Origin of the sequence: Mycobacterium sp. (genome assembly GCF_052144515.1) — a bacterium.
In the GTDB taxonomy this organism is placed as follows: domain Bacteria; phylum Actinomycetota; class Actinomycetes; order Mycobacteriales; family Mycobacteriaceae; genus Mycobacterium.
Window position 1 is genome coordinate 1 of sequence record NZ_JBKQQD010000502.1, and the last position, 5,364, is coordinate 5,364.

Here is a 5,364-nt window from a genome sequence, read left to right on the forward strand (position 1 = left end):
GGAGCCTGGCTAGGTTGGGGCGATGGACGCAACCACCGCAGCCTCGACCATCGCGGGCCCTCTCGGGGACCTGGCGGCCAACTTCTACTTCTCCAAACAAGCCAGCGCCCGGGGCGAAGCCATCGGCCTCGACGTCGTCTCCCTCTACGCTGCCGGTCGAGCATCCATGCTCGGTGGCGTCGACCCGGAGACCGCCGACGCCACCTTCTACTTCTTCAAGCCCGGCATGATCGCCGCGGTGGTGACCCAGGGTCGCAGCCTGGCCAGTGAAGACGCGATCGCGACAGCCCACCTCGGTGCCGCTGACGACTACGCCGAGGCCGCCTTCGCCGCAGTGGATTCGGCCACCCTCGGCGCGTTCACCGACGCGGTGGGCGCCCTCGTCGCCACGGTTCCCTCGGGCTCCTGGCCGCTGTTCGACGGCTACCGCTCAGCCCCGGCAGCGCCGACGGCCGCCGCTCGGGCGTACCGGGCAGCCATCCTGTTGCGAGAGCTGCGCGGCGGTGTGCACACCGATGCGGTGAAGGCCGCCGGGCTCTCGCCTGCTACTGCCTGTCAGTTCAACCGAGACCTCGACAACTTCAAGAGGCATGGTCTCTCCGAGGAGGACATGGTCGAGTACACCCCCGAGGTCGAGGCCCAGAAGGCCGCGGCCGAAGCGGCAACGAACGCGCAGATGGCGGCACTGTTCGCCCCGCTCTCGCAGACCCAACTTGAGGCGATCGTCGCTGGCACGAATGCCCTCCTAGCCGCCCTCGGTTAACGCTGCTCTTTGACTGGACCCGGACCGGGGCCCGGGGGAAGCGGACCAACCGCGACAACGTCCTATGCTGCCGGCAGGCAAAACCTGCACGCGCCCGTATCTTTTGCGTTCTCGAAATAGACGACATACGAGAGTCTCAAAAGTTTGTGTCGGTGTCACCCGTAGGACTTAACTCCGGTCAGGTAATTGCCGTTGAGATCGGTTCGGGCGCTTTGGGTTACACCGCCGTCGGTGAGCGATTCAGTATCGCCCAGCGGATGGAGTCGGCGCCGCCGCCAGGGCGCCCAGCTTCCCGTAGCGTGTTGTACGTCGGTCGTCGTTCGGAGAGGGGCGGTGGTGTAGGTGAGTACCGTTACCTGGCGGCGGGTCATGATCGCTCTGGCCGTCGTGACAGTCCTGACCTCCGTTGTCGTAGTCGTTGTGCGGGTTTTAAGGCATCCGGCTGTGGGTTCGGCACCTGCAGCCCCTCCGGCAGCCACATCCGCGTCGCCACCTGTTATGTCCACTTCGGCTTTGACCGCGCCGCAGGCCCCGCCACCGCCCGGGTTTCCGGATCTCAATGGGTTCACTGACGTGTCGCAGGATCATGTTGTGTCCCGCTATTACGCCTTGGCAACATTTACGAGCCCAACGGGCTTGCAGTGTGCAATGTGGAGCAGCCGTGGAGATACGGCAGCATTCTGCTTCGGGGCGATCCCTGGCCTCGACCGTCCAGCGAACCAGGTTTACGCGGGGGACTATAAGACATATTTCGACCAGAACAGGCCTCCCGACACAGACAAGCTCAACGGGAAACCCTTGGCATCACGCGAGAAGGTGATCTTAGGCGCCGGAGGAAACTTGATGGGCGGCGACCAGATCACCTGCGGTGTACAAGACGTTGTAGTCGCGTGCATGTTAATCAGGGGATTCCGCCAGAACCACGGCGACGACACCGCCCAACGGCACGGCTTCGTCCTAGACCCACAGCGAAGCTGGACGTTTTAAGCACGTGGCCCGCGCCGCTGCCGTTGGCGGCCAACGATATTGGTCGCAAAAGTCAATTTTCAGGTGACCCCGGATGGTGTTCATTATCGGCTGCTGCGATTGTGCCATTCCGTCTCGTATTGCGAATTGATCCACTACATTGACGCCTACTTGTTGAGCCACCAACCAGGGAACGGGATCACAATGCCCGAAAAGAAGCCACCGAAGAAGGTCCCATCAGCAGGGCGGACGAGTGCCGGATCGAAGCACACGCCACGGAAACGTGCCGCCAAACGCCCACCACCAGCACCCAAGTCAGGTGCCCGCCCTGCCCGGCCAGCAGTGCTCGCTGCGGCCCTGCAGGCGCTGGCACTGCCACAGCTGCCACAGCCCGCACCAGGGCAGGCCATCAACCTCGGGCCCATCGATGGCCCTGCATGTCCGGCCCGGCACCCTTAACAGCAACCCAATCCAGTTCGACGGCTCGTTTGGCCAGAATGGCACCCTCTACGCCGAGCCCCCGCCTCCCGTCGCAGGCGGTAGTCAATTGCCAGCCGGTACCGTCCAGGTCTTCGGCATCGACTACGCCTTGGTGACAAGGACGGCCAACCTTCAACCCATCGATACGCGACTGGTACAAATCAACTCCAACGGGCCGGGGTGGCCGACCGTTCCTGGGTCCTTGCGGGACGCAGCCAGCTGGCAGGACGGCAACGAAACACAGATCAGCGGCTACCAGGATCCCGACGGTTCGGTGTATATCGTCGCCGACGGGTTCGCCCGCGATCACAGCGTGTGGCTCTATCACTGCCCTGCGGAGAGCTTCACGGACCGGAATACATGGTGGGCCTGGGGAATCGGGGACGACGGCAATTGGGCTTGGAATGTGGCCCCGACACCTCTTAGCGATGACCTCTTCGGCGAGCTAAGCCTCCGCTTGATCGAAAACATGAAAGTATTGTCCGGGTTCAACGCGACCACGGGGAATGTCGAGGTCCGGGTGACTGACGACGTGACGCAAGTGTTGGCGCCGGAAACACCAGTGACGGTAGTCGCGACCCAAGAAACCGTTCCGCAAAACTACGGCGGCTACATCGTTCCCGGCTCCACCCTAGACCAGGCCATCATTTTAGTGAGTCAGTGGAATACCACCACGAACGATCCCTACAACGTGCAACAGTTCGTCGTCAATCTCAATCGCTGATACAGCTGATCGAGGAAGCGTTTAGCTCGCGTTAGAAGCGTGAGCGCGGCCACCGTCAATGCTGACGAGCAGGGGCCCCAACAGCCTATGCCGCCTCCGACTTCACTATGTTCCGTCCACAACGATGCGCGTGGGGTACGCCGGTCGCGCAGCAGGTGAAATTGGCGAGTCTCAAAACTCTGTATCGGAATCACCGTAATCGCCGACGGCCCCCTCTTGGAAGAGTGCAACGGCCTATCCTTAGAGAACCTTGGAGACGCCGGGGCCGGATTGGCGGAGGGTCGGGTGACGGCCATAGCAGCGTGCCGAGCGTGTGGCACCGAGCCTTTAGAGAACGCCCGGTTTTGCCACGTCTGCGGCTCACCAATCCAAGACGGCGATACCCGCGCGGAGTACAAGCAGGTGACGGTGCTGTTCGCCGATGTCGTCCATTCGATGAACATCGCCGCGACCGTCGGGGCGGAGCGGCTGCGCGAGATCATGGCCGAACTCGTCAACATCACGACAGCGGTGGTGCAGCACTGCGGCGGCATGGTGGACAAGTTCACCGGCGACGGCATCATGGCGGTGTTCGGCGCACCGGTTGCGATAGAGGACCACGCGGTCCGCGCTTGTCGTGCGGCGCTGGGCATTCAAGATGCGACCGTCCGACTGGCCGCTGAGGTCAAAGACCGCGACGGTATCGACCTGCGGTTGCGTGTTGGTCTCAATTCCGGTCAAGTCATCGCTGGCGAAGTCGGCTCAACGTCGTTGGGCTACACTGCGATCGGCGAACAAGTGGGTATGGCGCAACGGATGGAATCGGTCGCTCCGCCCGGTGGAGTGATGGTGAGTGCGTCGACTGCTCGGCTGGTCGAAGACGCGGTCGCGCTCGGCGCGGCTGAGCTTGTCCACATCAAAGGCACCGATCGAGCCATCCACGCCCAACGGTTGCTGAGCATTTCGGAAGAGCGTCGCCCTGTTGGCCGTGCTGAGTCGAAGCTGGTGGGTCGCCGGTGGGAAATGTCCGCCGTAGAGGGCTTGTTGGACCGCGCACTCGGTGGACATGGCGCTGTGGTTGAGGTGGTGGGCGAACCCGGCATCGGCAAGAGCCGTCTGGTGCGCGAGGTCGCCGCGATGGCAGCGGTCCGGGATGTGGGGGTGTTCAGCGCCTTCTGTGAGTCACACACCAGCCAGGTCCCATTCCATGCCATGGCGCGTCTGCTGCGGGCGGCCACCGGCGTCGAGGGCCTTGACGGGCAGGCGGCCCGCGCCCGAGTGCGAGACCAAATTCCAGACGCAGACCCCGAGGACGCGCTGCTACTTGATGACCTGCTCGGCATTGCCGACCCGAGCACTGCCATACCGGCGATTGATCCCGATGCGCGTCGGCGGCGGTTGGCCGCGCTGGTGAACGCCGCCAGTTTGTCCCGCCAACGCCCGGTGGTCTATGTCGTTGAGGACGCCCACTGGATCGATGAGGTCAGCGAGTCGATGGTGACCGATTTCCTTGCGGTGATCCCGCAGACGCCCTCGCTGGTGCTGGTCACCTACCGACCCGAATATCACGGCGCGTTGACCCGAGTGGCCGAAGCTCACACCGTAGCCCTTGCGCCGCTGAGTGATTCAGATGCGGCAGTACTAGTCGCAGATCTGCTCGGCCCCGACCCGTCGGTTGATGCGCTGGGCCAGAGAGTCGCCGAGCGGGCTGCCGGTAATCCGTTTTTCGCCGAGGAGTTGGTGCGCGATCTTGCCGAGCGCGGTGTGCTGCGTGGGGAGCCCGGTGCCTTCACGTCGGTGGCAAAGGTTAGCGAGGTGAGCGTGCCTGCCACGTTGCAGGCGACTATTGCCGCGCGCATCGACCGGCTCGATCCGAAAGCCAAGCGCACGCTGAGCGCGGCGGCGGTCGTCGGCTCGCGGTTCGGTCTCGACCTACTCACGGTGCTGGGTGTTGAGCCGGTGATTGCTGACTTGGTGGCAGCCCAGCTCATCGACCAGGTCGGGTTCACTGAACAACCGGAGTATGTCTTTCACCATCCGCTCATTCGTGCGGTGGCCTATGAGGCCCAGCTCAAATCGGATCGTGCCGAGCTGCACCGGCGGCTGGCCGTCGCGATCGAAACCCGCGAGCCGGAATCGGCCGACCAGAATGCGGCGCTCATCGCTGAACATCTGGAGGCCGCCGGTGATTTGTACGCCGCCTACGGCTGGCACAAGCGGGCCGCCGCATGGGCGACCAACCGCGACATCGCGACGGCGCGGCTGAGTTGGGAGCGCGCCCAGAAGATCGCCGACGCCCTACCCGCCGACGACCTCAACCGGACCGCCATGCGCATCGCCCCGCGCACCATGCTGTGCGGGACCGCCTGGCGAGTGCATGTGAATGTAACCGGGGATCGCTTTGACGAGTTGCGTGAGTTGTGCGCTGCCGCCGGGGACAAGGCGTCACTGG

Annotated in this window: 4 protein-coding genes; 3 read left to right on the top strand and 1 reads right to left on the bottom strand. The window is 63.8% G+C overall.

Annotated features, from left to right (window positions below; genetic code table 11):
• Positions 1-22 precede the first annotated feature (22 nt).
• On the top strand, positions 23-763 hold the full coding sequence (locus ACLP9N_RS33890; protein ID WP_442411487.1) for a helix-turn-helix domain-containing protein: 741 nt from the start codon (positions 23-25) through the stop codon (positions 761-763).
• Positions 764-918: 155 nt separating this feature from the next.
• On the opposite strand, the gene ACLP9N_RS33895 is transcribed toward ACLP9N_RS33890, so the two are convergent.
• Complete coding sequence (locus ACLP9N_RS33895; protein ID WP_442411488.1) at positions 919-1,134, bottom strand: hypothetical protein; 216 nt, start codon at positions 1,132-1,134, stop codon at positions 919-921.
• Between the two features lie 1,022 nt (positions 1,135-2,156).
• Between ACLP9N_RS33895 and ACLP9N_RS33900 the strand changes: the two genes are divergently transcribed.
• Entirely contained in the window at positions 2,157-2,933 is a 777-nt protein-coding gene (locus ACLP9N_RS33900) for a DUF4185 domain-containing protein (protein ID WP_442411489.1), read from the top strand.
• A 285-nt stretch (positions 2,934-3,218) separates the two neighbouring features.
• On the top strand, positions 3,219-5,364 hold a 2,146-nt coding region (locus tag ACLP9N_RS33905; RefSeq protein ID WP_442411490.1), incomplete at its 3' end, for an ATP-binding protein.

Bases quoted from the DNA above. Each gene is read 5' to 3' on its own strand.
- ACLP9N_RS33895 (WP_442411488.1), bottom strand. From the start codon at position 1,134: ATGACCCGCCGCCAGGTAACGGTACTCACCTACACCACCGCCCCTCTC.
- ACLP9N_RS33900 (WP_442411489.1), top strand. From the start codon at position 2,157: ATGGCCCTGCATGTCCGGCCCGGCACCCTTAACAGCAACCCAATCCAG.
- ACLP9N_RS33890 (WP_442411487.1), top strand. From the start codon at position 23: ATGGACGCAACCACCGCAGCCTCGACCATCGCGGGCCCTCTCGGGGAC.